Below are 649 nucleotides of genomic sequence, written 5' to 3'. Positions count from 1 at the left end.
AGAAAGAGAAAGAGAAAGAGAAAGAGAAAGAGAAAGAGAAAGAGAAAGAGAAAGAGAAAGAGAAAGAGAAAGAGAAAGAGAAAGAGAAAGAGAAGTTTTTACCAACAATAGCAAAGATAAAATAGATAGGAAATATAAATAGTAGAAATGCAAAAAACACTAAATAAATTAGTGCATATAATTTTTTAAATTTGAAAAATTATGGTGGGCGCTGACGGGATCGAACCGCCGACATTCTGCTTGTAAGGCAGACGCTCTACCAACTGAGCTAAGCGCCCTGATTGAAAAAGACAACAACCGAAGTCTTTATACATTACATCCTCTAGATCAGGGAATCAAGAGAATGGCGCAGCGGACGGGGCTCGAACCCGCGACCCCCGGCGTGACAGGCCGGTATTCTAACCAACTGAACTACCGCTGCACTTGCAATACTTTAAAAATAAAGTATGGTCACAAATTATGGTGGGCGCTGACGGGATCGAACCGCCGACATTCTGCTTGTAAGGCAGACGCTCTACCAACTGAGCTAAGCGCCCTGCAAAAGCGTTTTATAAAAGTGGCGCAGCGGACGGGGCTCGAACCCGCGACCCCCGGCGTGACAGGCCGGTATTCTAACCAACTGAACTACCGCTGCACTTTCACAATATCG

4 tRNA genes are annotated in these 649 nt (G+C 44.7%); all 4 read right to left on the bottom strand.

What is annotated here, in order from left to right:
- Positions 1-202 precede the first annotated feature (202 nt).
- The 4 genes from F984_RS21595 to F984_RS21580 all read right to left on the bottom strand — a co-directional run bounded on the left by F984_RS21595 (position 203) and on the right by F984_RS21580 (position 634).
- A tRNA-Val gene (locus F984_RS21595) sits at positions 203-278 on the bottom strand.
- 66 nt (positions 279-344) lie between these two features.
- Positions 345-421, bottom strand: a tRNA-Asp gene (locus tag F984_RS21590).
- 39 nt (positions 422-460) lie between these two features.
- Positions 461-536, bottom strand: a tRNA-Val gene (locus F984_RS21585).
- A gap of 21 nt (positions 537-557) precedes the next feature.
- Positions 558-634 (bottom strand) — tRNA-Asp (locus F984_RS21580).
- Positions 635-649: the final 15 nt, after the last annotated feature.

Origin of the sequence: Acinetobacter nosocomialis NIPH 2119 (assembly GCF_000368085.1) — a bacterium.
Classification (GTDB): Bacteria; Pseudomonadota; Gammaproteobacteria; order Pseudomonadales; family Moraxellaceae; genus Acinetobacter; species Acinetobacter nosocomialis.
This window is presented reverse-complemented; position numbering and strand designations above follow the sequence as displayed.